The organism is Pseudomonas sp. DCA-1, from assembly GCF_046523955.1.
Classification (GTDB): Bacteria; Pseudomonadota; Gammaproteobacteria; order Pseudomonadales; family Pseudomonadaceae; genus Aquipseudomonas; species Aquipseudomonas putida_Y.
In genome coordinates, this window is the sequence record NZ_CP169881.1 from 4,657,716 (window position 1) to 4,683,749 (window position 26,034).

Annotated in this window: 25 protein-coding genes; 10 read left to right on the top strand and 15 right to left on the bottom strand. The window is 61.9% G+C overall.

Features of this window, described 5'->3' with window-relative positions; genetic code table 11:
* Positions 1–41: 41 nt before the first annotated feature.
* From recO to rpoE, 9 genes are all read right to left on the bottom strand, one after another.
* Entirely contained in the window at positions 42–725 is a 684-nt protein-coding gene (gene recO, locus ACE4QZ_RS21980; protein ID WP_021785736.1) for a DNA repair protein RecO, read from the bottom strand.
* 121 nt (positions 726–846) lie between these two features.
* The gene (gene era, locus ACE4QZ_RS21985) at positions 847–1,749 is read right to left on the bottom strand and encodes a GTPase Era (RefSeq protein ID WP_003252061.1); all 903 of its coding nucleotides are present in this window, start codon (positions 1,747–1,749) and stop codon (positions 847–849) included.
* Complete coding sequence (gene rnc, locus ACE4QZ_RS21990; protein ID WP_003252059.1) at positions 1,742–2,431, bottom strand: ribonuclease III; 690 nt, start codon at positions 2,429–2,431, stop codon at positions 1,742–1,744. The genes era and rnc overlap by 8 nt, the downstream gene beginning before the upstream one ends.
* A gap of 163 nt (positions 2,432–2,594) precedes the next feature.
* Positions 2,595–3,449, bottom strand: a complete 855-nt coding sequence (lepB, locus tag ACE4QZ_RS21995) for a signal peptidase I (RefSeq protein WP_021785737.1) — start codon at positions 3,447–3,449, stop codon at positions 2,595–2,597.
* Positions 3,450–3,454: 5 nt separating this feature from the next.
* A complete protein-coding gene (gene lepA / locus ACE4QZ_RS22000; RefSeq protein ID WP_031322928.1) occupies positions 3,455–5,254 on the bottom strand; it encodes a translation elongation factor 4 in 1,800 nt (599 codons plus the stop codon).
* 180 nt (positions 5,255–5,434) lie between these two features.
* Positions 5,435–6,838, bottom strand: coding sequence for a DegQ family serine endoprotease (locus ACE4QZ_RS22005; protein WP_373939453.1), 1,404 nt, complete (start codon positions 6,836–6,838; stop codon positions 5,435–5,437).
* Between the two features lie 206 nt (positions 6,839–7,044).
* Complete coding sequence (locus ACE4QZ_RS22010) at positions 7,045–8,010, bottom strand: MucB/RseB C-terminal domain-containing protein (RefSeq protein ID WP_084850810.1); 966 nt, start codon at positions 8,008–8,010, stop codon at positions 7,045–7,047.
* Positions 8,011–8,022: 12 nt separating this feature from the next.
* Complete coding sequence (locus ACE4QZ_RS22015; protein WP_021785741.1) at positions 8,023–8,613, bottom strand: sigma-E factor negative regulatory protein; 591 nt, start codon at positions 8,611–8,613, stop codon at positions 8,023–8,025.
* 33 nt (positions 8,614–8,646) lie between these two features.
* Entirely contained in the window at positions 8,647–9,228 is a 582-nt protein-coding gene (gene rpoE / locus ACE4QZ_RS22020) for an RNA polymerase sigma factor RpoE (RefSeq protein WP_003252049.1), read from the bottom strand.
* A gap of 435 nt (positions 9,229–9,663) precedes the next feature.
* Between rpoE and nadB the strand changes: the two genes are divergently transcribed.
* Entirely contained in the window at positions 9,664–11,268 is a 1,605-nt protein-coding gene (gene nadB / locus ACE4QZ_RS22025) for an L-aspartate oxidase (protein ID WP_410480177.1), read from the top strand.
* Between the two features lie 117 nt (positions 11,269–11,385).
* On the opposite strand, the gene ACE4QZ_RS22030 is transcribed toward nadB, so the two are convergent.
* On the bottom strand, positions 11,386–11,844 hold the full coding sequence (locus tag ACE4QZ_RS22030) for a protein YgfX (RefSeq protein WP_410480178.1): 459 nt from the start codon (positions 11,842–11,844) through the stop codon (positions 11,386–11,388).
* Complete coding sequence (locus ACE4QZ_RS22035) at positions 11,828–12,082, bottom strand: succinate dehydrogenase assembly factor 2 (protein ID WP_003252043.1); 255 nt, start codon at positions 12,080–12,082, stop codon at positions 11,828–11,830. The genes ACE4QZ_RS22030 and ACE4QZ_RS22035 overlap by 17 nt, the downstream gene beginning before the upstream one ends.
* A gap of 133 nt (positions 12,083–12,215) precedes the next feature.
* Here ACE4QZ_RS22035 and ACE4QZ_RS22040 point away from each other — a divergent pair, with 133 nt between their 5' ends.
* Together ACE4QZ_RS22040 and ACE4QZ_RS22045 are read left to right on the top strand one after the other, a co-directional pair.
* On the top strand, positions 12,216–13,157 hold the full coding sequence (locus tag ACE4QZ_RS22040; RefSeq protein WP_101196228.1) for a YgfZ/GcvT domain-containing protein: 942 nt from the start codon (positions 12,216–12,218) through the stop codon (positions 13,155–13,157).
* A gap of 55 nt (positions 13,158–13,212) precedes the next feature.
* The gene (locus ACE4QZ_RS22045; RefSeq protein WP_028698136.1) at positions 13,213–14,019 is read left to right on the top strand and encodes an HDOD domain-containing protein; all 807 of its coding nucleotides are present in this window, start codon (positions 13,213–13,215) and stop codon (positions 14,017–14,019) included.
* A 63-nt stretch (positions 14,020–14,082) separates the two neighbouring features.
* On the opposite strand, the gene ACE4QZ_RS22050 is transcribed toward ACE4QZ_RS22045, so the two are convergent.
* Positions 14,083–15,462 carry a sensor histidine kinase gene (locus tag ACE4QZ_RS22050; protein ID WP_021785745.1) on the bottom strand — a complete coding sequence of 460 codons (1,380 nt, stop codon included), beginning with the start codon at positions 15,460–15,462 and terminating at the stop codon, positions 14,083–14,085.
* The gene (locus ACE4QZ_RS22055; RefSeq protein WP_021785746.1) at positions 15,455–16,126 is read right to left on the bottom strand and encodes a response regulator; all 672 of its coding nucleotides are present in this window, start codon (positions 16,124–16,126) and stop codon (positions 15,455–15,457) included. Before ACE4QZ_RS22055 ends, ACE4QZ_RS22050 begins: the two co-directional genes overlap by 8 nt.
* A gap of 200 nt (positions 16,127–16,326) precedes the next feature.
* On the opposite strand from ACE4QZ_RS22055, the gene ACE4QZ_RS22060 reads away from it, so the two are divergent.
* From ACE4QZ_RS22060 to ACE4QZ_RS22085, 6 genes are all read left to right on the top strand, one after another.
* Positions 16,327–17,616 (top strand): OprD family porin, encoded by a 1,290-nt coding sequence (locus ACE4QZ_RS22060; protein ID WP_410480179.1) that lies wholly within the window; start codon positions 16,327–16,329, stop codon positions 17,614–17,616.
* A 46-nt stretch (positions 17,617–17,662) separates the two neighbouring features.
* Positions 17,663–18,643, top strand: coding sequence for a Bug family tripartite tricarboxylate transporter substrate binding protein (locus ACE4QZ_RS22065; RefSeq protein ID WP_021785748.1), 981 nt, complete (start codon positions 17,663–17,665; stop codon positions 18,641–18,643).
* A 67-nt stretch (positions 18,644–18,710) separates the two neighbouring features.
* A complete protein-coding gene (locus ACE4QZ_RS22070; RefSeq protein WP_084850814.1) occupies positions 18,711–19,169 on the top strand; it encodes a tripartite tricarboxylate transporter TctB family protein in 459 nt (152 codons plus the stop codon).
* Between the two features lie 3 nt (positions 19,170–19,172).
* Positions 19,173–20,687 carry a tripartite tricarboxylate transporter permease gene (locus ACE4QZ_RS22075; protein WP_021785750.1) on the top strand — a complete coding sequence of 505 codons (1,515 nt, stop codon included), beginning with the start codon at positions 19,173–19,175 and terminating at the stop codon, positions 20,685–20,687.
* Positions 20,680–21,735, top strand: a complete 1,056-nt coding sequence (locus ACE4QZ_RS22080) for an AbrB family transcriptional regulator (RefSeq protein WP_021785751.1) — start codon at positions 20,680–20,682, stop codon at positions 21,733–21,735. The genes ACE4QZ_RS22075 and ACE4QZ_RS22080 overlap by 8 nt, the downstream gene beginning before the upstream one ends.
* 90 nt (positions 21,736–21,825) lie before the next feature.
* Complete coding sequence (locus ACE4QZ_RS22085) at positions 21,826–23,508, top strand: bifunctional metallophosphatase/5'-nucleotidase (RefSeq protein WP_410480180.1); 1,683 nt, start codon at positions 21,826–21,828, stop codon at positions 23,506–23,508.
* Between the two features lie 27 nt (positions 23,509–23,535).
* Here the strand turns inward: ACE4QZ_RS22085 and ung are convergent, their stop codons facing one another.
* Entirely contained in the window at positions 23,536–24,228 is a 693-nt protein-coding gene (gene ung / locus ACE4QZ_RS22090; protein ID WP_103469429.1) for a uracil-DNA glycosylase, read from the bottom strand.
* Positions 24,229–24,354: 126 nt separating this feature from the next.
* On the opposite strand from ung, the gene ACE4QZ_RS22095 reads away from it, so the two are divergent.
* Entirely contained in the window at positions 24,355–25,461 is a 1,107-nt protein-coding gene (locus ACE4QZ_RS22095) for an enoyl-CoA hydratase/isomerase family protein (protein WP_410480181.1), read from the top strand.
* A gap of 44 nt (positions 25,462–25,505) precedes the next feature.
* On the opposite strand, the gene ACE4QZ_RS22100 is transcribed toward ACE4QZ_RS22095, so the two are convergent.
* Entirely contained in the window at positions 25,506–25,955 is a 450-nt protein-coding gene (locus ACE4QZ_RS22100; RefSeq protein ID WP_410480182.1) for a hypothetical protein, read from the bottom strand.
* Positions 25,956–26,034: the final 79 nt, after the last annotated feature.

Below are 26,034 nucleotides of genomic sequence, written 5' to 3' on the forward strand. Positions count from 1 at the left end.
AAGGCTCTCCTGAAGATTGAGCCCAACAGCATACGTCCAGATCAGCGCTTGCGAAACAGTTCCCGGCTGACCAGCGGTTTTGCCCCCAGATGAACTGCCAGTGCCTGGCGCATCAGCCGCTTCGCGGCAAGCAAGGCGCCGGGGGCGTCCCAATCGGTTTGGGCCATAGCCAGCAGCTCGGTGCCACGGAACAGGCCGGGCTGCGCCAGCTCTACCCGCTCCAGGCCGGCGTCAACGCGCAAGCGGTACAGGCCATCGGTGGCAATGGGCTGCTCATTGACGTCATGGTGCAAGGAAAACGCATAACCGAGTTCGTCCAGCAGCCGCCATTCGAACGAGCGCAGCAGGGGCTCCAGTGGGCGCCCGGCACTCAGTGCCTGCAAGGTCAAGGTGTAGTGCTCGAACAGCGCCGGGAACGGCGCTTCGGCAGGCAGCAGGCGCATCAGCAGTTCATTGAGGTACAACCCGCTGAACAGGGCATCGCCGTGTAGCCAGGCGGCGATGCCGGTGCTGTCCATACGGCCGACATTCTTCAGCTCGCCGCGCCCACGCAGCTCCACCTCCAGCGACACGAATGGTCGCACCAGGCTGCCGCCCTTGCCCCGCGCGCGGCGCAACACGGCTCGCATGCAGCCCTGAGGGGTGAAGAAGTCTACCAGCGCGCTGGTTTCCTTATAGGCACGGCTGTGCAGTACATAGGCTGGCTGGGGGGTGGGTTGGTCCATGCACTATCTCTGGGGCCTGATGTACGTGTGGGAGCGGGCGTGCCCGCGAAAGCGTCAGTGAACCCACTATCGCATTCGCGGGCAAGCCCGCTCCCACAGGAATAACCGACCGGTCAGGTAATTACAGGTCGCCGTAGCCCAGCGAACGCAGGGCGCGCTCGTCATCGGACCAGCCGCCTTTGACCTTGACCCACAGGTTGAGCATGACCTTGGAATCGAACAGCACTTCCATGTCCTTGCGCGCCTCGGAACCGATGCGCTTGATGCGCTCGCCCTTGTCACCAATGATGATTTTCTTCTGGCCGTCGCGCTCGACCAGGATCAGCGCGTGAATGTGCAGCACATGGCCCTGCTGCTTGAATTCCTCGATTTCGACGGTGATCTGGTACGGCAGCTCCGCACCCAACTGGCGCATGATCTTCTCGCGTACCAGTTCAGCGGCGAGGAAGCGGCTGCTGCGGTCGGTGATCTGGTCTTCGGGGAAGAAATGATCGTTCTCGGGCAGGTGCTTGGCGATCTGAGCTTCCAGCGCTTCAAGGTTGTGCCCCTGCTGCGCGGAAATCGGCATCACCTCGGCGTTCGGCAGTTGCTCTTGGAGCCACTGCAGGTGCGGGATCAGCTCGGCTTTCTCTTCCATGCGGTCGGTCTTGTTGACCGCGATGATCAGCGGGCCGGTCACATACTGCACGCGCTCCAGAACCAGTTGGTCCTCGTCGGTCCACTTGGTACGGTCGACCACGAAGATAACCACGTCGACGTCCTTGAGGGCCGCCGAGGCGTTGCGGTTCATGTAGCGGTTCAGCGCCTTGTCGTTGGCTTTGTGCATCCCCGGGGTATCGACATAGATCGCCTGCACATCACCTTCGGTCTTGATGCCGAGCATGTTGTGACGGGTGGTCTGGGGCTTGCGCGAGGTAATCGCGAGTTTCTGACCGAGAATGTGGTTGAGCAGGGTCGACTTGCCGACGTTGGGGCGGCCGACAATGGCTACATAGCCGCAGCGGGTCGGGTTGCTATCAGTCATTGCCATTCTCCACGCCCAGGGCGATCAGTGCAGACGCGGCGGCGACTTGCTCGGCAATACGCCGGCTAACGCCCTGACCACGGCTCTTGTTGTTCAGCAGTACCACTTCGCATTCGACGAAGAAGGTTCGGCAGTGTGGTTCACCCTGGATATCCACTACTTCGTAACGCGGCAGCTCACAGCTGCGCGACTGCAGGAACTCTTGCAGGCGGGTTTTCGGATCTTTATTGGTGTCGACCAGCGTCAGGCCTTCAAACTCATCGGCCAGCCAGGCCAGGATGCGCTCGCGGGCAGTGTCCATGTCAGCGTCCAGGTAGATGGCACCAATCAGTGCCTCCAGGGCGTCAGCCAGGATCGACTCGCGACGAAAGCCGCCGCTCTTGAGTTCTCCGGAGCCCAGGCGCAGGTAATCGCCCAGGTCAAAACCACGGGCCAGACGGGCCAGGGTCTCACCCTTGACCAACCGTGCACGCAGCCGCGACAACTGGCCTTCGCGAGCCTGCGGAAAACGCTCGAACAGCGCTTCACCGGCAACGAAGTTGAGAATGGCGTCACCGAGGAACTCCAGGCGCTCATTGTTGCGCCCGGCGTAACTGCGATGGGTCAGTGCCAGGAGCATCTGGTCCTGGTTCTTGAAGGTGTAACCGAGCTTTCGCTCCAGACCGGCAAGGGAAGCACTCATGCGGCCACCCGATCGTTGTTCAACGCGTTGTTCAAATCAACATCCTGAAAGACTGTTTGGCTGTGGTCCGCCGATCGATTTGCGGCGAATCTCCCGATCCCTGAGAACACAGCCTATGTCAGAAAAGCATTCGGCGCTGTCTGCTGGACAGCGCCGATGGGTATCAATGGATCAGGCCAACCCGCGACAGGTTGGGCAAGTGGCTGAGTTTGGGCTCTGGCCAGCTCATCCACACCGCAAAAGCCTTGCCGACAATGTTCCGGTCCGGAACCATGCCGTGCAGTTCCTTGGGAATGTTCGGGTCATCCCAGAAGCGGCTATCGTTGGAGTTGTCGCGGTTGTCGCCCATCATGAAGTAATGGCCCGCAGGCACGGTCCACTGCTGGTCCGGCGGCATGCGATAACGGCTCATTTCCTTGCGGATCAGGTGCTCGGTCTCGCCGAGCTTTTCCTTGTACAGCTGAGCGCTGCCCAGGGTACCCGGCTCGCTGCCCACCAGTTGTTCGGCAACGGGCTGGCCGTTGACGAACAGCCGCTTGTCGTTGGTGTAGCGAACTACGTCGCCCGGCAGGCCAACCACACGCTTGATGTAGTTGACATTCGGGTCGCTCGGGTAGCGGAACACCATCACATCCCCGCGTTGCGGGTCACCGACCGCGATGACCTTCTTGTCGATCACCGGCAGACGAATGCCGTACGAGAACTTGTTCACCAGGATGAAGTCGCCCACCTCCAGGGTCGGCTTCATCGACCCCGAGGGGATCTGGAACGGCTCGACCAGGAACGAACGCAGCACCAGCACGATGAACAGTACCGGGAAGAACGACTTGCCATACTCGACCAGCAACGGCTCCTTGTTCAGCCGTTCGACCACCGCCATCTCGGGCTGGCTGACGCTGCCCTGATAGTTGGCGATTGCCGCACGCCGGCGCGGGGCCAGGAACAGCAGGTCGATCAAGCCAAGCAGACCGCAGATGAAGACGGCGATGACTAGCAACAGCGGGAAATTTAGCGACATAGGACCTAGCTATCCAACCTGAGCACGGCGAGGAAGGCTTCTTGTGGAATTTCCACGTTGCCCACCTGTTTCATGCGTTTCTTACCGGCCTTCTGCTTCTCCAGCAGCTTCTTCTTACGGCTGACGTCACCACCGTAGCACTTGGCCAGTACGTTCTTTCTGAGCGCCTTGACGGTTGTCCGCGCAATGATCTGGCCGCCAATGGCTGCCTGGATCGCTACGTCAAACATCTGCCGAGGGATCAGTTCCTTCATCTTCTCGGTCAACGCACGGCCTTTATAGGCCGCGTTGTCGCGGTGCACGATCAATGCCAGGGCATCAACCTTGTCGCCGTTGATTAGTACGTCCAGTTTGACCAGGTTGGCCGACTGGTAGCGATCGAAATGATAGTCCAGCGAAGCATAGCCGCGGCTGGTGGATTTGAGGCGATCGAAGAAGTCGAGCACCACTTCGTTCATCGGCATGTCGTAACGCACCTGCACCTGGCTACCGAGGAACTGCATGTCGCGCTGTACGCCACGCTTCTCGATGCACAGGGTGATGACGTTGCCCAGGTGCTCCTGCGGAACGAGGATGGTCGCGGTGACGATCGGCTCGCGGAAGTCGGCTACCGCCGAGACGTCCGGCAGCTTGGACGGGTTGTCGACGACGATGGTTTCGCCGGTTTTCAACTCCAGCTCGTAGATTACGCTTGGAGCGGTGGTGATCAGGTCCAGATCGTACTCGCGCTCCAGGCGCTCCTGGATGATCTCCATGTGCAACATGCCCAGGAAACCGCAACGGAAGCCAAAGCCCAGCGCGTCGGAGCTTTCCGGCATGTACTGCAGCGAGGAGTCGTTCAGGGTCAGCTTCTGCAGAGCGTCGCGGAAATCCTCGAAGTCGTCGGAGCTGACCGGGAACAGGCCGGCGTAGACCTGCGGCTGAATCTTCTTGAAGCCGGGCAGCACTTCGACCTCAGGGGTCGAGGACAGGGTCAGGGTGTCGCCAACCGGGGCGCCGTGAATGTCCTTGATGCTGGCGATGATGAAGCCTACTTCGCCGGCTTTCAGATCAGCAGTCTGGGTGTGTTTCGGGGTGAAGACACCGACGCTGTCGACCAGGTGCACCTTGCCGGTGGACTTGACCAGGATCTTGTCGCCTTTCTTGACGCGGCCCTGGCGCACGCGCACCAGCGAGACCACACCCAGGTAATTGTCGAACCAGGAGTCGATGATCAGCGCTTGCAGCGGTGCATCGATCTCACCTTCTGGCGCGGGGATGGTGTGCACCAAGCGCTCGAGCACCTCGTCCACGCCCATGCCGCTCTTGGCGCTGCAGGCTACGGCGTCGGTGGCGTCGATACCGATGATCTTCTCGATCTCGTCCTTGACGCGGTCCGGGTCCGCCTGTGGCAGGTCCATCTTGTTCAGGACCGGCATGACTTCCAGGCCCTGCTCGATGGCGGTGTAGCAGTTGGCTACGGACTGGGCTTCCACGCCCTGGCCGGCGTCGACAACCAGCAGTGCACCTTCACAGGCCGCCAGCGAGCGCGAGACTTCGTAGGTGAAGTCGACGTGGCCGGGGGTATCGATGAAGTTCAGCTGGTAGATCTTGCCGTCCTGCGCCTTGTAGTGAAGCGTGACGCTGTGGGCCTTGATGGTGATACCGCGCTCACGCTCCAGGTCCATGGAATCGAGCACCTGGGCTTCCATCTCGCGCGCCGTCAGGCCGCCGCACATCTGGATGAAACGGTCAGCCAGCGTCGACTTGCCATGGTCGATGTGGGCGATGATGGAGAAATTGCGGATATGACTCAAATCACTCACGGGTCAACACTCGAAAAGGCTGCGAGCCGGACGCCCGCCGAAAAATAGCCGGGAATTGTACCTTAAGCTGCTGGGTTATGGGAGATTCCTCTGTCCGACTGTACACAGCAATCATTCCCGCAATTGTGAAGATTCATGAAAAAGGGCAGCCGAAGCTGCCCTTTCGCCTTGCGAAACCGCTTATTCAGCAAGCTTGAAGGTGATGAAGCTGGCACGCCCCTGACGCAGCACGCGCATCGACACAGAACGGTTCTTCGGCAGTTCCTTGGCGATTTCGGTGAATTCCTTGGCCGAACCGATGGCCTGGTTGTTCAGGTGGCTGATGACATCACCCGGGCGCAAGCCGATCATGGCTGCCGGACCATCCTGCACTTCCTTGATGACCACGCCACCTTTGAGCTCCAGAGATTTTTTCTGCTCGGCGGTCAGGTCGGCGACCGATACACCCAGGCGGTTGCTGCTGCGCTCGGCGCTGCCGTCGGCACCGGTGCCGATGTCGACATCGTCGTCCGGCAGTGCGCCAACGCTGATGTTCAGGGTCTGGCGTTTGCCGTTGCGGATGATTTCCAGCTTGGCCTTCTCGCCATCCTTGAGGCTACCAACCAGGTGTGGCAGATCGGCCGACATGACGATTGGCTGGCCGTTCATGCTGAGGATCACGTCCCCCACCTGCAGGCCGCCTTTGGCCGCCGGGCCGTCTTCCAACACCTGGGCTACCAGGGCACCCGCCGGCTTGTCCAGGCCGAACGATTCGGCCAGGTCCTTGTTGACCTCCTGAATCACCACGCCCAGCCAGCCGCGGCTGACCTTGCCGTCTTTCTTCAGCTGGTTGGAGACATCGATCGCTACATCGATCGGGATGGCGAACGACAGGCCCATGAAACCGCCAGAACGGGTGAAGATTTGCGAGTTGATACCCACCACTTCGCCTTTCATGTTGAACAGCGGGCCGCCGGAGTTACCCGGGTTGATGGCAACGTCGGTCTGGATGAACGGCACGTAGGTGTCATTGGGCAGGGTCCGGCCCTTGGCGCTGACAATACCTTTGGTCACCGAATGGTCGAAGCCGAACGGCGAACCGATGGCCAGTACCCACTCGCCCACCTTGAGCTTTTCGGAATCACCCAGCTTCACGGTCGGCAGGTTCTTGCCGTCGACCTTCAGCAGCGCAACGTCGGTGCGCGGGTCGGTGCCAACCAGCTTGGCCTTCAGCTCGCTGCGGTCCGACAGGCGGACGATGATCTCATCGGCATCGGCCACCACATGGTTATTGGTGAGCACATAGCCATCACTGGAAATGATGAAGCCCGAGCCCAACGACTGCGCCTCGCGCTGGCGGTCGCCGCGCGGCGAGCGCGGCTGCTGGGGCATGTTGCGCTCGAAGAATTCGCGGAACATCGGCGGCAGGCCTTCCAGGTCCGGCATCTGGCCTGCCGCCATTCGGCGCTCAGGCAGCTTCTGTTTGGTACTGATGTTGACAACCGCCGGCGAAGCCTGCTCGACCAGGGTGGTGAAGTCCGGCAGGGCTTCCTCGGCCTGGGCGGTGAGTACCTGGCCGAGCATCAGCACAGCAGCGAACATCATTAGGTAGGATTTCAAGCGTGGTATTGACATACGACTCCCGTCACAACGAGCGGTAGTTTGGAAAGACCCCTGCACAAAGCAGAAAAGGCCAGGCTCTTCAAAGCCTGACCTATAGAAAATTTGCCGATGGATTGCAAATGACAATGCTTTAATTTCATTTCAGGCGTATGCCCATCCGACTTGGCTCGGCATGCAAAAGCGCGCCATTACTGGCGCGCCTGGGCATCCTGGGGGCGCATCGACAGGGCGACGCGTTCTGCCGTACCCAGCGGAATTTCGCCAACCACGGTCACCATCACTTTGCCCTTGGGTGTATTTAGGCGACGCGAGACTGCCGAGGTCGGGCCTAACTGGGTGCGCATGTCGGTGCTGCCATCATCGCTCACTTGCTCGATGAATACCGAAAAACGCGCCAGGCCGTCGTCATACATCAGGCTGCTGACAGAACTGTTGCGCTTGGGATCGCGGCGCACCGAGCTGTTGACCAGCTCGAAACCGGGTGGCAGCCAGTCCGAACGCCAACCCGCAGCGGTATCATTGCTACCGGCCGCCACATGCTGCACAGGCTTGCAGGCAGCACCTGGGCGCAGGTCTGCGTCGCTGGGGATGTCATCGGTATCGAGACGGGTCATCTGGAAGCGTTCCAGCAACTGCCCCTTGTCGTTGAGCATCAACGAACGCAGCGGCAAGCCCGAGTGGCGGTCCAGATGCAATTCGAAAGCATAACGGTGCTGGTCGCGTGGAGTGAGCGTAATGATCACGGCATCACGCCCGGCGACCCGCGACTTGCCTGCCACACTCAAATCGTACCACCCCATCAGTTTCAGCGGATCAAGCACACGCGGTGCGGTATCCGACGGCGCCACGACTCCGCTGGCCAAGGCCCCGCTGACGCACTCCACCTTGCCATCCACGCGCACGATTTCCTGGGCGGCGCCATCAAGCTGCAACAGCCGCTCGCTGACTTTGCCGCCCTCGACCCTGTGCCAGATGTCGTGGGAGGAGAAACTGCCATTGCGTTCGTAGACGAACGACCCTTGATAGCTCTGTTTTTGCTCGGCCTGTGCCAGCCTGTTCAACCACTCACTCGCCTCGGGCGAAGAGTTGGCCGCCAATGCTGGCACCGTCATGCAGCTGCCTATCAGCAGCGACAGGAGAGGTAGCGCGCGCATGATCCTCCTTACTTAACGGTTTTCCAGGCTGGCGGCGCGGGCATACGGCAATGCGGTTTCAGTGCCCTTGAGCGCAGATTCCTGAGCATGCTGGCGCAGGTAGCCTGGCAGACGCTGATCCCAGCCAGCCTGGTTCTGCAGCACACCATTGGCCATTGGCCCGGTTGGTTGCTCACTGCTCTCACTATAGCCTGCCAAAACGGCCGGGCCTTGCGTTTGTGGCACACTCAGGCCTTGCTGGACAGGCTGCTGGGCAGCAAGCTCGGCCCCAGTGATCTCGTCCTGGTTGTACATACGCACACCCGCCAGCACCGCCACGGTAACCGAGGCAGCTACCGCCAGACGGCCAATGCTGCGCCAAGGGCCTTTCTTGACCTTGGCTGGCACGGCTTCGTCAGCCAGCGCAGCAGAAACCGCCGAGGCGATATCCAGATTAGGCAGCAGCAGCTCCTTGTGCATGGCTGCACGGGCAACCTGGTAACGCGACCAGGTGGCACGGGTTTCGGCTTCGTCGACGGCGTTCAACACCCGACGTAATTCCAGTTCATCCGCTTCGTTATCCATCACCGCGGACAGCGATTCCTGCAAAGCTTCACGACTCATGGCGGTTCCTCTCTTGGCGCTGTCGCCGCTGTCTCAGGTTTCCTGCAACAACGGCTGCAGGGCTTTATCTATGGCCTCCCGAGCGCGGAAGATTCGAGAGCGCACGGTACCCACCGGACATTGCATGACACTGGCAATGTCTTCGTAACTCAGACCGTCGAACTCGCGCAGCGTCAATGCCGTACGCAGGTCTTCGGGCAGTTGCTGGATGGTGCGATGGACAGTGCCTTCGATTTCATCCCGCAACAACGAGCGCTCTGGGGACTCGAGATCCTTGAGGCCATGATCGCCGTCGTAAAACTCCGCGTCCTCGGAGCTCACATCACTGTCTGGTGGCCGTCTTCCACGGGACACCAGGTAGTTCTTCGCCGTGTTGATGGCGATGCGGTACAGCCACGTATAAAACGCACTGTCGCCGCGGAAGTTGCCAAGCGCACGGTAGGCCTTGATGAAGGCTTCCTGTGCTACATCCTGGGCCTCGTGGGTATCGTGAACAAACCGCACGATCAACCCGAGAATCTTGTGCTGATACTTCAGCACCAACAGATCGAAAGCTCGCCTGTCGCCGCGCTGCACGCGCTCGACAAGCTGCTGATCCTCTTCCTGGGTTAGCATGAACACTCCTCAGTGAACTCGAAGGAGCGTTGCATCAGCCATCGTTCAGGCTTGCAACCATAGACTCGGGCTTTGCGCAAAAGTTCTCCCCTCCAAGCAAGTTTCCTGCAGCCCTTTGTCGGCTTGCACGGAAGACGCGGCGCGGTCACAGCCGGCAACGTCGATAATCAGGTTTCAAATACGCAGGGGTAAAGCCCGGAAAGGCCTGCCGCCCTGCGTCGCCGCGGCAAATTGTGGCGTACGGGCAGCCTTCATAGGATTTCCGGCCATGTCGGAAAGTTCCCACAAAGGTTGTCGCAACCTGGCAAGTAGCATGGAAATTGGCCACCCGGGGCTGCTATAAAGGCATCCCGACACGTTTAACGATAGTTTCACAATGCCATCCGCGCGTGACCATTGTGCCGTGCCCCTCCCAAAGATTACTAGTGTCCCGACATGAGCCAACAATTCCAACATGATGTCCTGGTGATCGGCAGCGGTGCCGCCGGTCTCAGCCTGGCACTTAACCTCCCCAGCCACCTTCGCGTAGCCGTGTTGAGCAAGGGCGACCTGGCCAATGGCTCGACCTTCTGGGCCCAGGGCGGCGTCGCTGCAGTGCTGGACAATACCGATACTGTGCAGTCGCATGTCGAGGACACCCTCAATGCCGGCGGCGGGCTGTGCCATGAAGATGCAGTGCGCTTTACCGTCGAGCACAGCCGCGAAGCGATCCAGTGGCTGATCGAGCAAGGCGTGCCCTTCACCCGCGATGAACACCACAGCGTCGACGATGGCGGCTTCGAGTTTCATCTCACCCGTGAAGGGGGCCACAGCCACCGGCGCATCATCCATGCCGCCGACGCTACCGGCGCGGCAATTTTCACCACGCTGCTGGAACAGGCTCGCCAGCGCCCGAACATCCAGCTGCTGGAGCAGCGGGTGGCGGTGGACCTGATCACTGAGCGCCGCCTGGGGTTACCCGGCCAACGCTGCCTGGGCGCCTACGTGCTCGACCGCAACACCGGCGAGGTAGACACGTTCGGCGCGCGCTTCACCGCGCTGGCCACTGGCGGTGCGGCCAAGGTCTACCTCTATACCAGCAACCCCGATGGTGCCTGCGGCGACGGTATCGCCATGGCCTGGCGGGCCGGCTGCCGGGTGGCGAACCTGGAATTCAACCAGTTCCACCCCACCTGCCTGTATCACCCGCAGGCCAAGAGCTTTCTGATCACCGAAGCCCTGCGCGGCGAGGGCGCCCTGCTGCGCCTGCCCAACGGCGAACGCTTCATGCCGCGCTTCGACCCACGCGAAGAGCTGGCCCCACGGGACATCGTGGCCCGCGCCATCGACCACGAGATGAAGCGTCTGGGCGTGGACTGCGTATACCTGGACATCACTCACAAGCCTGCGGACTTCATCAAGAGCCACTTCCCCACCGTGTACGAGCGCTGCCTGGCCTTTGGCATCGATATCACCCGTCAGCCGATCCCGGTGGTGCCAGCGGCGCATTACACCTGCGGCGGAGTGATGGTCGACGATTGCGGCCACACCGACGTGCCTGGCTTGTATGCCATCGGCGAAACCAGTTTCACCGGCCTGCACGGCGCCAACCGCATGGCCAGCAACTCGCTGCTGGAATGTTTTGTATATGGTCGCGCCGCCGCTGCCGACATCCAGGCGCACCTGGAGCAAGTGGCCATGCCCAAGGCCCTGCCCGGCTGGGACGCCAGCCAGGTGACCGACTCGGACGAGGACGTGATCATTGCGCACAACTGGGACGAACTGCGGCGCTTCATGTGGGACTACGTCGGCATCGTACGCACCAGCAAGCGCCTGCAGCGGGCCCAGCACCGCATTCGTCTGCTGCTGGATGAAATCGACGAGTTCTACAGCAACTACAAGGTCAGCCGTGACCTGATCGAGTTGCGCAACCTGGCGCAGGTGGCCGAACTGATGATCCTGTCCGCCATGCAGCGCAAGGAAAGCCGCGGGTTGCATTACACACTGGATTATCCGGGGATGCTGGACGAGGCCAAGGACACCATCCTTAGCCCGCTCTGAAACGGCGTCGCGGCCTTCGCGGGCTCGCCCGCTCCCACAAAGGGTTAACTGCCTTGCAGTTTTGCGCAGTACCTGTGGAAGCGGGCGAGCCCGCGAAGAATCCGACCCGGCCTTGATCTATGCCCGGCCCACCGCGGCCCAGCGCCGCCGGCTGAACTTCAACCGCACCCGCAATCGCCGATGCTCATCCGGCCCCAGCGCATCCCCCGGCACGCACTGGCTCTGCCCCAACCACCGCCCCGCCCGCTCGAAGCGCAACACCACCAGCCCAGGCAAAGCCAGGCTATCCCGGCACAAGCGCACTGACTGCCACCCGCAGGCACGGCTGAGCACCTGCCAGCCCCGCACATCACGGCGCAGGCCGACAACAGCCTGGTCATGGGTCAGCAGAATACGTCGGGGAATGGCCCAGCAAGCGTGGGCCGAGCAGGCGGCGACAACCGAAAAGGCCAACCAACCGGGCAGCGGGCTCGCCCACACGGCAAGCCACGCCAGAACCTGACAAGCCAGGTAGGCCGCCAGCAGCAGGCGCGAGCCTTGCCAGCGGCACTCGAAGCACTCACTTGGGCTGGACACGGTCCAGAATGATGCGGACCATGCGCTGCAGTTCCGGGTCTTCGGACTCGGTGCGCTCCATGAACCAGCCGAACATGTCCTGATCCTCGCAGCTCAAGAGACGCACGTACAGTTCACGGTCGGTCTCATTGAGGGTGGGGTAGACTTCCTGGGTGAAAGGCACCAGCAGTACGTCCAGTTCCAGCATGCCGCGGCGGCTGTGCCAGAAAAGCCGGTTGAGTTCAGTTTGTTCGACCATGGGGCCCTCCTCGAATGGGCCGCCAGTATACAGCCAGGCGCGCGAAGCGACACCGGGCGTTGGTCTAGTCACCTACCTATTTTGTTACCGGCGTTCTATGATGGCCGCCAGTCTTTAGCCACCGCGATGACCCATGGCCGATTCCGCTTTCTTCTGCCCCCTGTCCCACGAGGGCATCCTCGCCGTCCGCGGCTCCGATGCAGGCAAGTTCCTGCAAGGCCAGCTGACCTGCAACATCAACTATCTCAGCCAGGAATACGCCAGCCTCGGCGCCCGCTGCATGGTCAAGGGGCGCATGCAGTCGAGCTTCCGCATAGTGCCCGAAGGCAACGGCTACCTGCTGGCCATGGCCAGCGAATTGCTCGACGCGCAACTGGCCGACCTGAAAAAGTACGCTGTGTTCTCCAAGGCCACGCTGACCGACGAAAGCACCGCTTGGGCACGCTTCGGCCTGCAAGGTGGCGACTCTGTACTGCAGGCGCTGGGGCTTGTCGTGCCCGCAGCTGCCGGTAGCACCGTGCGCCATGATGGGCTGATCGCCATCACCGCATCCGCTGGCCGTGTTGAACTGTGGGTGCCGGCGGCGGATGCAGAGCCTGTACGCCAGGCCCTTGCCGCAGCGCTGCCCGAAGGGAGTATCAACGACTGGCTGCTGGGGCAGATTCGTGCAGGTATCGGCCAGGTCATGGGCCCGACCCGTGAGCTGTTCATCCCGCAGATGATCAACCTGCAGGCCGTCGACGGCGTCAGCTTCAAGAAAGGCTGTTACACCGGCCAGGAAATCGTCGCCCGCATGCAGTACCTAGGCAAACTCAAACGCCGCCAGTACCGCCTGGCACTGGACCAGCAGGCCATTCCTGCCCCGGGCGCCGAGATTTTCTCGCCCACCCATGGTTCGTCGGTCGGTGAAGTGGTCATAGCTGCCGGCAACGGCGCGGGCTGCGAACTGCTCGCGGTGCTCAGCGCCGAGGCAGTGGAAGACGGCAACCTGCATCTGGGCAGCCTCGAAGGCCCACGCCTGCAGGTACTGACCCTGCCTTACGAACTGGACCGCGACCGGGAAATCCAGCGCTGACCAGCCTGCCCCACCCCTGTGGCGGGGCCGCACCACCACTGCGGTAGACATGCCCATGAACAAGCTGGCCGAGTTGGTTCAAGCACAATTGCTCGACGCCATCGAAAAGGATGACCTGGTCCTGCCCACCCTGCCCGAAGTTGCCTTGAGCATCCGCGAAGCAGCGGAAGACAGCGAGATCAGCGTAGCGGCCCTGAGCAAGGTGATCGGTCGCGACGCGGCCCTTTCAGCGCGCCTGATCAAGGTCGTCAACAGCCCACTGCTGCGTGCTGCGGTCGAGGTTACCGACCTGCACACCGCCATCACGCGACTAGGCATCAACTACAGCTGCAACCTGGCCATCGGCCTGGTGATCGAGCAGATTTTCCATGCCCGCTCGCCGGCAGTCGAGCAGAAACTGCGCGATATCTGGGCCAGTAGCCTGGAAGTGGCGGGCATCAGCTACGAAATCTGCCGCCGCTTTACACCTCTCAAGCCTGACCAGGCCACCTTGGGTGGGCTGGTCAACCAGATTGGCGCGCTGCCGGTACTCATCTATGCCGAAGAGCACAACGAACTGTTGTCCGACCCGGTTTGCCTGCATTACGTGATCGAGCAACTCCAGCCCGTGCTGGGGGACAAGATCCTCAAGGCCTGGGAGTTTCCGGAGCAGTTGGTCCACCTGCCGAGCCAGGTTCATGACCTGGACCGCCAGACGGACAAGATCGATTACATCGACATCGTGCAGATCGCCCGCTGCATCAGCCAGCGCGGGCGCCACCGGCCATTGGCTGCGCTACCGGCTTACCGCCATCTGGGGCTGCCGTTTGGCACCGAGCTGGAGGTCGATGAACTGCTGGAAGCGCGGAGCATGTTGCGCTGAGCTGTAACAGCCTGCCAGGGCCTTTTCGCGGTGAACCGCGAAAGGGTCGACACAGGCAAGCCATCAATCCGCTATAAAACTCACCCGTACCCGCAACCCGCCCTTCTCACCATCATGCAGGCTCACCTGAGCCAGGTGCGCCCGACAGATCTCGCCAACGATCGCCAGCCCTAACCCGCTGCCCTGCGCACTTCGCCGGTAGAAGCGCTCGAACACCCGTTCGCGCTCGGCCTCGGGAATACCTGGCCCGTCGTCTTCCACTTCCAGCACTGCCGGCGCCTTTACCCGCAAAATCACATTGCCACCCGCTGGCGTATGCGCCAAGGCATTGTCCACCAGGTTGCTCAACAACTCGTTGAGCAACGTCGGCTCCCCTTTCAGCCATACCGGCGCCTCGGCCTCCAGCGCCAGCGCCACCCCGCGCTTGTGCGCCAAAGGCGCCATGGCCATGCCCAGCTCGCGGGCCAACTGGCTCAAATCCAGACGCTGCGCACCGCCTTCGGCGATTGCCCGTGCGCCATTCTCGACCCGCGCCAACGACAACAACTGGTTGGCCAGGTGAGTCAGCCTGTCGGTACCCTGGGCTGCAGACTCCAAGGTCTGCCGCCACTCCTGTGGCTCGGCCGAGCGCAAGCCCAGCTCGACACGTGCCTTCAACGCCGCCAGCGGCGTTCGCAGTTCGTGGGCCGCGTCGGCAATGAACTGCGCCTGGCGCTCGAACTGGCCGCGCAAGCGCTCGGTAAAGTGGTTCAAGGCACGCACCAGCGGGCTCAGCTCACGCTGTACCTGTACCACCGGCAACGCTCGCAAGTCGTCCGGCTGGCGTTCTTCCACTGCTGTGCGCAGGCGCTCCAACGGCCGCAACGCGGCACTCACGGCAAACCACACCATCACCAACGCCCCCAGTGCCAGCATGCCCAGGCGCAGCAGGGTATCGGCCATCAACCCTCGAGCCATACGCACCCGCGCTTCCTCGGTTTCGGCTACGCGGATTTCTGCCATGCCGTTCATGTTCGGCTCGCTTACCGGCTTCAGCAGGCTGACCACACGAACGTCCTGGCCGAGGTAAGTGGCGTTGTAGAACCGTGCCAATGCCGGATAGTCATCGGTGCGCGGCGTGCCAGGCGGCGGTGGCGGCAGGTTCTCATAGCCAGAAATCAGCCTTTGCTTGATATCCAGCACCTGATAGTAAATGCGCCCCGCACTGTCATAGGCGAACGTGTCCAGCGCCACGTAAGGCACATCCGCGCTCAACGAACCATCGCGCTGCGACAGGCCCGCGGCGATGGTCCTCGCCGAAGCCAGCAGGGTGCGGTCGTAAGCGGTGTCGGCGGCCTCGCGGCCATTCCAGTAGGCGCTAAGGCCGCTGGCCAGCATCAGCACCACCAGCAACAGTGCCAAGTTACCCAGCAAGCGCCCGCGCAGGCTGCCGTTGTCACGCATCGCGGTGCTCAAGCAAATAGCCCAGACCGCGGAAAGTGACGATGGCCACAGGGTGCCCGTCGAGCTTCTTGCGCAGCCGGTGAATGTAGATTTCGATGGCATCAGGGCTGGCTTCTTCGTCCAGGCCAAACACCTGGGCAGCCAACTGCTCCTTGCTCATCACTCGGCCAGGACGAGCGATCAGCGCTTCCAGCACACTCTGCTCGCGCGAAGTCAGCGCCAGGTTGTCGTCACCGAGGGTGAAGCGCCGGGTGTCCAGGTCATACACCAACGGCCCACAACGTTGCTGGCGCTCGCCACCGAGCACACTGCGGCGCAGCAAGGCCTTGACCCGCGCCTCCAGCTCGGTCAGCTCAAACGGCTTGGCCAGATAATCGTCGGCGCCCAGGTTCAGGCCATGGACCCGGTCCTTGACGTCGCTGCGCGCAGTCAGCATCAGCACTGGCAAGGTCTTGCCACGACCTCGCAAGCGCGCCAACACCTCAAAGCCGTCCATGCGCGGCAGGCCGACATCCAGCACGGCCACGGCGTATTCCTCACTGGCCAGCGCCAAGTCGGCCGCCACGCCGTCATGCAGCACATCTACGGTCAGGCCATGGCTTTTCAAGGCCTGGGCCACGCTTTCGGCCAGTTGCAGGTGGTCTTCGACCAGCAGCACACGCATCGGGTTCTCCCTGCTCGGGTGGGACGGTGGCGCGGAGTGTACCGCTGTCATCACGCCTGTGAAGCCCCTCGTGACAAACCTTTCACGCTGAAAGGTTAGCGAAAGGTTCGTTGCCTAGCATCGCACCACGGTCGCCCTTCGCGCCGAAAAAAGCACCAGCAAGGTGCAACGAATAAGAACAATAAACGGAGTCCTCGACGATGCTGTCATCGCAGCCGCAGGCGTTCGCGCCTACCCGTTCCTTTATCGCACGCCCCTCGGCCATCGCCAGCGCCCTCGCGCTTGCCGGTGTCGCCCCGATGAGCCAGGCCGCCTTCTTCGAAGACAGCACGGCCACCTTCGAAACCCGCAACATGTACTTCAATCGCGACTTCCGCGACGGCACCAGCGCGCAGCAATCCAAGCGCGATGAATGGGCCCAGGGCTTCATGCTCAATTTCGAGTCTGGCTACACCGATGGCACCGTGGGCTTTGGCCTGGACGCATTGGGCATGCTCGGCATCAAGCTCGACTCCAGCCCGGACCGTGCCAACAGCGGCCTGCTGCCGACCCACGATGACGGCAAGGCTGCCGACGAATACTCCAAGCTGGGCCTGACCGGCAAGGTGAAGATCTCCCAGACTGAACTCAAGATCGGCTCCCTGATCCCCGAACTGCCGACGCTGCAGCCCAACGATGGGCGTATCCTGCCGCAAACCTTCGAGGGCGGCCTGCTCACCTCCAAGGAGATCAAGGGCCTGACCTTCACCGGTGGCCGCATAGACAAGGCCAAGGACCGCAACGACACCAACTGGGAAGACCTGGCGCTGAACAACAAGAACGGCCGCTTCGGTGGCTCTTTCAACGCTGACAACCTGGCTCTGGGCGGGCTCGACTACCAGTTCACCGACCGCATCACTGGCAGCTACCACTTCGCCCAGCTCGACGATATTTACCGCCAGCACTTCATCGGCATGGTCGCCACCCAACCATGGGGCCCGGGCACCTTGGGTGCCGACCTGCGCCTTGCCATGAGTGACGACACTGGCGCAGCCAAGGCCGGCAACATCGACAACACCACCTTCAACGGCATGCTCAGCTATGCCCTGGGCGGGCACAAGGTCAGCGCTGCCTGGCAGCAGCTGTCTGGCGACAGCGCCTTCCCGTATGTGGATGGCGCCAACCCGTACCTGGTCAACTTCGTCCAGATCAACGACTTCGCCGGGGCCGACGAACGCTCCTGGCAGGCGCGCTACGACTACAACTTCGCCGCGCTCGGCGTACCGGGCCTGACCTTCATGACCCGTTATGTCAGCGGTGACAACGTCAGCCGAGCTGCCGGTGGCGAAGGCAAAGAGTGGGAACGCAACACCGAACTGAAGTACGTGGTACAAAGCGGCCCGTTGAAGAACGTCGCCGTGCGCCTGCGCAACGCTACCTTCCGCTCCAACTTCGCCCGTGACGCGGATGAAGTGAGGCTGTTGGTCAGCTACAGCGTGGCGCTGTGGTAACCCCATAGCGGTAATCCGATAACAACAACGCTCACGGAGATCGACGATGACCTTTTCACTGCGCCGCCTCGTCCTCGCTACCGGCTGCCTGCTGTTGGCCGGCAACGCCCTCGCTGCAGAACCGAAACGCCCCGAATGCATCGCACCCGCCTCACCCGGTGGTGGCTTCGACCTGACCTGCAAGCTGGTGCAAAGCGCACTGGTACAAGAAAAGATCCTCAGCAAGCCAATGCGCGTCACCTACATGCCCGGCGGTGTCGGCGCGGTCGCCTACAACGCCGTGGTCGCCCAGCGCCCGGCAGACGCCGGCACGCTGGTGGCCTGGTCCAGCGGCTCGCTGCTTAACCTGGCCCAGGGCAAGTTCGGCCGTTTCGACGAAAACGCGGTGAAATGGCTGGCTGCCGTCGGCACCAGCTACGGTGCCATCGCGGTGAAGAGCGACTCGCCCTACAAGACCCTTGATGATCTGGTCGCCGCGCTGAAGAAAGACCCGAGCAAGGTCGTGATCGGTTCCGGCGGTACCGTTGGCAGCCAGGACTGGATGCAGACCGCGTTGATCGCCAAGGCCGCTGGCATAAACCCGCGCGACCTGCGCTACGTGGCCCTGGAAGGCGGTGGCGAAATCGCCACGGCACTGCTGGGTGGTCACATCCAGGTCGGCTCTACCGACATTTCCGACTCCATGCCGCACATCCAGAGCGGCAACATGCGCCTCCTCGCAGTGTTCTCGGAAAACCGCCTGGACGAGCCGGAAATGAAAGACATCCCGACGGCCAAGGAACAGGGCTACGACATCGTCTGGCCGGTGGTGCGTGGTTTCTACCTGGGGCCAAAGGTGAGCGATGAGGATTACGCCTGGTGGAAGGCCTCGTTCGACAAGATGCTTGCCTCAGAGGACTTCGCCAAGCTGCGAGACCAGCGCGAGCTGTTCCCGTTCGCCATGACCGGCGAAGAGCTAGACGGCTATGTGAAGAAGCAAGTGGCTGACTACAAGGCACTGGCCAAGGAATTCGGCCTGATCCAGTAAGCCTTCCACGACCTTTCATAGCCCTTGTGGGTGCGGGTTTACCGCGCCCACAATCGAGGATTCCCCAATGATCCTTCAACGCATTTTCGCCCTGGCCCTGCTTGCGGTGTGTGCCGCCCTGGCCGTCATGGCCTGGCCCTACCAGGCTGCATTTTCCTATGAACCGGTGGGCCCGCGCGCTTACCCGTTGCTGGTGCTCGGCCTGATGGGGCTGGGGCTGCTGTACCTGGTATTCCGCCCAACGCCCATCGTGCGCAAGGACGACGAACCGGAACTCGATCGCGAGACCCTGATCAAGATCGCCGCCTGTGTCGGCCTGCTGCTCGTCTTCGCCGCCACCTTCGAAGCCCTCGGCTTCATCCTCAGCGCTGTCCTGGTCGGCCTGCCCATGGCCCGCCTGTACGGTGGCCGCGGGCTGCGCAGCGCCATCGTGGTGGTCGGCATGAGCATTTTCCTCTACTGGCTGTTCGACCGCGTGATGGACGTGCCCCTGCCCCTTGGCCTGCTGAGCGTACTGGAGAACTGACACATGGATACCTTGAGCTACCTGGGCCAGGGCTTCGGCATTGCCCTGTCCCCCTACAACCTGGTCACCGCCCTCTCCGGCACCTTGATCGGTACCGTGGTCGGCCTGCTGCCGGGCCTGGGCCCGATCAATGGCGTGGCCCTGCTGATCCCCATCGCCTTTGCCCTCGGCCTGCCGCCGGAATCGGCGCTGATCCTGCTGGCTGCGGTGTACCTGGGCTGCGAATATGGCGGGCGTATCAGCTCGATCCTGCTGAACATCCCGGGCGAAGCCTCGACCGTCATGACCACCCTCGATGGTTACCCGATGGCCCGCCAGGGTCTGGCCGGTGTTGCCCTGTCGCTGTCGGCCTGGAGTTCGTTCATCGGCGCCTTCATCGCCACCTGCGGCATGGTGCTGTTCGCCCCGCTGCTGGCGAAATGGGCCATCGCCTTCGGCCCTGCGGAGTACTTTGTGCTGATGGTGTTCGCCATCGTCGCGCTGGGTGGCATGGCCGGTGACAAACCACTGAAAACCTTCATTGCCGCACTCATCGGCCTGTTCCTGTCGGCGGTCGGCATCGACGCCAACAGCGGCGTGTACCGTTTCACCGGTGACAGCGTGCACCTGGCCGACGGCATTCAGTTCGTGGTGCTCGTGCTGGGCCTGTTCTCCATCAGCGAAATCCTCCTGCTGCTGGAAAAGACCCACCATGGCCACCAGGCAGTCAAGGCTACCGGCCGCATGCTGTTCAACTTCAAGGAAGCGGCCTCGGTGTTCCTGGTCAACATCCGTTGCGGCCTGCTCGGTTTCATCATGGGTGTTCTACCCGGCGCCGGCGCAACGCTGGCCAGCGCCGTGGCCTACATGACCGAGAAGCGCCTGGCGGGTGAAAGCGGCAAGTTCGGCAAGGGCGATGCCCGTGGCCTGGCAGCACCGGAAACTGCCATTGGTGCGTCCTGCTGTGGCGCCCTGGTACCGATGCTGACCTTGGGCGTACCCGGCTCCGGCACCACGGCGGTGATGATCGGCGCCCTGACCCTGTACAACATCACCCCTGGCCCACTGCTGTTCGAGCAGCAGCCAGATATCGTCTGGGGCCTGATTGCCTCGCTGTTCGTCGCCAACATCATGCTGGTGATCCTCAACATCCCGATGATCCGCATCTTCACCCGTATCCTCGCCGTGCCAAACTGGGCGCTGGTGCCGGTGATCGCCATCATCACCGCGATCGGCGTTTATGCCGTGCATGCCACTACCTTCGACCTGTTCCTCATGGTCGGCATCGGCATCATGGGCTACATCATGCGCAAACTGGACTTCCCTCTGTCGCCGATTCTGCTGGGCTTCATCCTCGGCGGGCTGATGGAGCAGAACCTGCGTCGGGCGCTGTCGATCTCCAATGGTGAACTGGGCATCCTCTGGTCGAGCCCGATCAGCATGGGTATCTGGGCGCTGGTAGTGGCAATGCTCGCCCTGCCGCTGCTGCGCATCTGGCGCAAACGCAGCCTGCAGCGCCGGGCCTTGGCCGATGCCTGATCGGTCGTTGCCATTGTTCGTCGCGACCGGGCTGGTCGGCCTTGCTGGCGGTTTTGCCGCCAGCAAGGTCGGCTGGCCTTTGCCATGGATGGTCGGTTCATTGCTGGCGATCATCCTGGTGCGCTGCCTGACGCCCTGGCAACTTTCGGAAATCCCCAACGGCCGCAAATGTGGGCAGTGGATCATCGGCATCGGCATCGGCCTGCACTTCACGCCAGCGGTGATCGAGCAAGTAGCCAGCCATTTCGCGCTGATCTTCTTCGGGGCGTTGTTCACCACCCTGTCCAGCGTGATCAGCGTATGGCTGCTGCGGCAAACCGGCGAAGACCGTGCCACAGCGTTCTTTGCCAGCATGCCAGGCGGTTCGGGAGAAATGGTCAACCTTGGGGCGCGCAATGGCGCGGTGCTCAGCCAGGTGGCGGCAGCGCAGAGCTTGCGTGTGCTGGCAGTGGTGCTGTGCGTGCCGGTGCTGTTCAAGTTCTTGCTGGGTGACGGTGTACCACTGAACCACACCGGTAGCGTGAGCTGGGGCTGGCTGGCGCTGATTGCGCCCCTGGGCGTTGCCGTTGCCTTGCTCTGGCAGCGCTTGCGTCAGCCCAACCCATGGTTGTTCGGGCCATTGCTGGTAGCAGCTACGGTCAGCCTGGCCGGCAACCTGCAGATCGCCCTGCCCAATGGCGCCAGCCAGATCGGCCAGTGGCTCATCGGCAGCGGCCTGGCCTGCCATTTCAACCGCGCGTTTTTCCGCCGCGCACCGTCGTTCCTGGGGCGCACCTTGATGGCCACGGTGTTGTGCATGGCGATTGCCGCCACTGCTGCGTGGGTGCTGAGCATGATGACTGCACTGGACTTGCGTTCGCTGACACTGGGGATGATGCCTGGCGGGATTGCCGAAATGAGCCTCACGGCCGAAACGTTGCAGTTGTCGGTGCCGCTGGTTACGGCGCTGCAGGTAATGCGCCTGATTCTGGTGTTGTTTCTTGCAGAACCGCTTTTCCGCTTGTGGGACAACAGGCATTCAAGCTGCAAGCACCCTGAAGATAGATAGTTACCACTTGCTCAATGCCCGGGTGAATAGAGTCGGATTGCTGCCCTGATCGCCAGCAAACCCACACTTCCCGGCATTCAAGAGGTAAAGATGAAAGTCCGTCTTTCTTGCAACTATCGCTCGGCTATTGCCTGGGCATGCCTTGCCTTTAGCGCAGGCAGTCTTGCCGCAGAGTCACCTGCCCCCGTCCAGATCAACGTCGTGGCTATCAATGATCTTCACGGCTACCTGGAACCCAACCCCCAAGACTACGCCGGCGCGCAAGGCGCTACCCGCCTGACCTACGGCGGCATCGCCACACTCGGCGCCATGCTCGATGAACTGCGAACGCAGGACCCCGATCTGCTGTTCATCGGCGCTGGCGACTTGATAGGGGGCAGCCCCGCCATTTCTGCGCTCTGGGCTGACGAGCCTGTGCTTGAGGCCTTGAACGCGATGGGCATGATCGTCAGCGCATCCGGGAACCACGAACTGGATGCAGGCAAGGCCGAGTTTCTTCGACAGATCCACGGAGGATGCGAGTCAACGCGCCCTGAAAAGGCTTGCAAGTTTCGCGGCAACTATCCAGGAAGTGGCTTCCCTTACATAGCGTCCAACCTGATCGATACCACTACGGGCAAACGCTTGTTACCGGCCTATCACATTCAACAGGTAAAAGGGGTCAAGATAGCGTTCGTCGGTGCAGTACCGCGCAACATGGAAAAAGTGGTTTCGGCCAGAGCATTCGCAGGGCTCAAGGCCACAGATGAAGCGCAAGCCATCAATGACGTGATTCCGGAGCTCAAAGCCAAAGGTGTCAATGCAATCATTGCGGTCATGCACCAGGGAGGGGATACCGCCGAGCCGTTCGACACGAAGGATTGCAGTCAGCTGGGCGGTGCGATCGTCGACGTGGCGAAGCGGCTGGATCCTGCGGTAGATGCCGTCATCAGTGGTCACTCGCATGCCAGCTATCAATGCAAGGTGGGTGATCTGAGCATCACTCAGGCTGGCAAATACGGCCACTTCCTGACTCAGTTGAAGTTGCAGGTGACGCCAGGCACCCATCACGTCACGAACATCACCGCCCGCAATATTCCTGCTGACCCACAGAACTACCTGCCGAATGCCAAGTTGACGAGTTTGCTGGAGGAAGTGCGTCAGCGGTCCGGGGAAAAACTGCTCGAACCCATAGGACGCATCTCGACGGCAGAACTTGACCGCGAAGAAAATGCCGCCGGTGAAACAACCTTGGGGAACCTGGTCACGGATGCCCAATTGGCCATGACCCAAGCGTTTCAGACACAGGTTGCTTTTCTCAACCTGGGTGGGCTGCGAAGTGACCTGATACAACCTGCCGATAGCGACCTGACCTACGAACAATTATTCGCCGTACAACCGTTCAATAACCCTCTGATAGTTCAGGAACTGACAGGCAGGCAGATTACCGAACTGCTCAACCTTCAATGGAACAGGGGCAGTTTCAATCCGCTGCAAGTATCGAAAGGTTTCCATTATGAATGGGATGGTTCACGGCCTGTCGGCAGCCGTGTGGTCGAGGGTAGTGTACGTCTGCATGGGAAACCCCTAGAGCCGTTGACCCATTATCGCGTAGTCAGCAACCTGTTCCTGGCCGATGGTGGCGGTGGTTTGGCCACGTTCAAAGAAGGAAGGCGACGCCAGGACACCGGCATCACCGACCTTGAAGCCTTGGTGGAGTATGTGCGCCAGAACCATGAGCGGGGTATTGCAATTGGCCAGCGCAGCGAGCCGCGCATCAGCATGACGCCCTGAGCGATTGCGTACCCCACCCGCGGTTTCTCACAGTGGGGGCAGTGCCCAGTTGATGGGCCCGAGCCCCCGCTGCTCGAGGAAGCTGTTGGCACGACTGAAATGCCCGCAGCCGATGAACCCGCGATACGCCGACAGCGGTGAAGGATGGACCGACTTCAATACCAGGTGCTTGGTACCGTCGATCAGCTTCTGCTTGCTCTGCGCATGAGCCCCCCATAGCAGGAATACCACGTTCGGGCATTGCTCACTGACCACCTGGATGATCCGGTCGGTAAACAATTCCCAGCCTTTCTTGGCATGCGACGCGGCATTGGCGCGCTCGACGGTCATGGTCGTGTTGAGCAATAGAACGCCTTGTTCCGCCCAGCTCTGGAGGTAGCCGTGGCTGGGGATCGGGATGTTCAGGTCGCGCTGCAGCTCCTTGTAGATATTGACCAGCGACGGCGGCGTGGCCACGCCCGGTTGCACCGAGAAGCACAAGCCATGTGCCTGCCCCGGCCCGTGGTACGGGTCCTGACCGAGGATGACCACCTTCACCTGATCCAGCGGTGTCGAATTGAGCGCATTGAAGATCAGCGGCCCTGGCGGGTAGATCTCCTTGCCGGCAGCGTACTCGCCACGCAGGAACTGGCGCAGCTGGTGCATGTAAGGCTGGTCGAATTCACCGCGCAATGCGGCCTTCCAGCTGGGTTCGAGTTTGATGCGATCGTCTTCAGTCATGGGGCCTTCCATAAACAATGGCGCGACACTAGGTAAGCCCTTCGCGCTTGTCAAACGATCCGACCGACGACCGGCATGATCGGCCAGGCAAGCCATACTTGAGCGATGACTTGCGAGAGGTAGCCCATGACCATTCACTGCGAGGTACTCACCGGCGTCGATGGCGCCCGCATCGGCATCGCCACCCTGGATGCACCCAAGGCGCTCAATGCCCTGAACCTGCCGATGATCGAGGTGCTGGGCGAACAACTGCACGCCTGGGCCCGCGACCCGGGTATCGTCTGCGTGCTGCTGCGCGGCAACGGGGCAAAAGCCTTTTGCGCAGGCGGCGATGTACGTGCGCTGGTGCAAGCCTGCCGCGACCACCCCGGCAGTGTCCCGCCGTTGGCAGCCTCCTTCTTCGCCGCCGAATACCGCCTGGACTTTGCCCTGCACACCTACCCCAAACCGTTATTGTGCTGGGGCCATGGGCATGTCCTGGGTGGCGGCATGGGGCTGCTGCAAGGCGCCAACGTACGCATCGTCACACCCAGCAGCCGGCTGGCCATGCCGGAAATCAGCATCGGCCTTTACCCTGACGTAGGCGCCAGTTGGTTCCTGGCCCGGCTGCCGGGCAAGCTGGGTTTGTTCTTCGGCCTGACAGGTGCACCGATCAACGCCCGCGATGCCCTTGACCTGGGCCTGGCTGACCGCTTTCTGGGCGAGCACCAGCAAGAAGCCTTGATCGAGGAGTTGCTGCAACTCAACTGGCAGGAGCAGACCGCCATACAACTGAATAGCCTGCTCAAGGCCGAGCAGCATCGTGCCTGCGCCGAGCTGCCTGATGCCCAGTGGTTGCCGCGACGGCAAGAGATCGATCAGTTACTCGACGTGGCTGATGCTGCCTCAGCCTGGCGCGCGCTGGAAAGGCTCAAGCAGCATGACGACCCATTGCTGGCAGATGCCGGTCAACGCCTGCATGAGGGTTGCCCGCTGACGGCGCATCTGGTCTGGGAGCAGATCCGCAGGGCGCGGTACCTGTCATTGGCGCAGGTGTTCCAGATGGAATACAGCATGAGCCTGAACTGTTGCCGCCACCCTGAATTCAGTGAAGGTGTGCGCGCTCGCCTGGTGGACAAAGACAATCAGCCGCGCTGGCACTGGCCTGATGTGGCGCAAGTGCCGGCGGCGGTAGTCGAGGCGCATTTTGCCAAGGCGTGGGAAGGGCGGCACCCATTGGCGGATGTGGGTTAGCTTGCTGATCCGGGGGCTGCTTTTCAGCCCCCGCCTCCACTCACCTAGCGCTGCCAGCTTCCTCCTCGCCCCTGCCCGCGCCGCCCGTCCCAGCGGCCGCGGTCGTCAACCTGCCGATTGGAGTGCCGGTCGCCCTGCCGGTAACGCTGGCTGCCATTGCGATAGTCATGGCGATCCCGGTCCTGCCTGTAGTCTTGCCGCTGCCGATTGCCATAGTCATGGCGCGGGTTGCCATGCCACTGGTTCATCCCTGGCTGTGCATATGGCCGGTAATGGGGTGCAGGGGCCGCCCCATGGTAGTAACGGGGGGCAGGCTGATAGTAGTAGCGCGGGGCTGGCGCCACATAGTAGCGGTCATGGCGGTAATACCCCGGCGCCACATAGCGGTCGGTGGAGTAGTAGTCCGAACGGTAATAGCCCCCGCGCTCATAGTACGGGGCGCAGGCCGAAGTCATCAGCCCCAGCAGGGTGACCAACAGGATTCGATAGGACATGGCGGCCTCCTGGACCGCTGGAGTGCCCGAACAGCGGCGCTGGCGAGCGTCGACACGAGATACGTTAATCGACACTGAA